At 53.6% G+C, this 806-nt stretch carries 1 protein-coding gene; it reads left to right on the forward strand.

Annotation, left to right across the window (positions count from 1 at the left end; genetic code table 11):
- A partial coding sequence (locus QLG01_RS03100) for an Ig-like domain-containing protein (protein ID WP_282495805.1) occupies positions 1-806 on the forward strand: 806 nt, incomplete at both ends.

Below are 806 nucleotides of genomic sequence, written 5' to 3' on the forward strand. Positions count from 1 at the left end.
ACAGGTACAGCAGAACCGGGTTCAACCGTGACTGTAAGCTTCCCTGACGGTACGACAGCAACTGTGGTTGCAGGTACAGACGGCAGCTGGTCAGTACCAAACCCAGGTGACTTGACTGACGGTCAAACGGTGACAGCAACAGCAACTGACCCTGCAGGCAATACTTCATTGCCAGGTTCAGGCGTGGTGTCTGCGGACATTACTGCACCTGTCGTTGCACTCGATGATGTGTTGACCAATGACAGCACACCAGCACTCACTGGTACAGTGAACGATCCGACTGCGACTGTGGTGGTGACTGTGGATGGTGTGAACTATCCAGCGACCAACAATGGTGACGGCACCTGGACCCTTGCAGACAATACACTGCCTGCATTAACAGACGGTCCACACACCATTACCGTGACTGCAACAGATGCAGCAGGCAATGTCGGTACAGATACAGCTGTCGTGACAGTAGATACCACTGCACCAAATGCACCGGTCCTTGATCCAATCAATGCCACTGATCCGGTAACAGGTACAGCAGAACCGGGTTCAACCGTGACTGTAAGCTTCCCTGACGGTACGACAGCAACTGTGGTTGCAGGTACAGACGGCAGCTGGTCAGTACCAAACCCAGGTGACTTGACTGACGGTCAAACGGTGACAGCAACAGCAACTGACCCTGCAGGCAATACTTCATTGCCAGGTTCAGGCGTGGTGTCTGCGGACATTACTGCACCTGTCGTTGCACTCGATGATGTGTTGACCAATGACAGCACACCAGCACTCACTGGTACAGTGAACGATCCGACTGCGACTGT

It is taken from the genome of Acinetobacter sp. V89_4 (assembly GCF_029967875.1).
GTDB lineage: Bacteria > Pseudomonadota > Gammaproteobacteria > Pseudomonadales > Moraxellaceae > Acinetobacter > Acinetobacter oleivorans.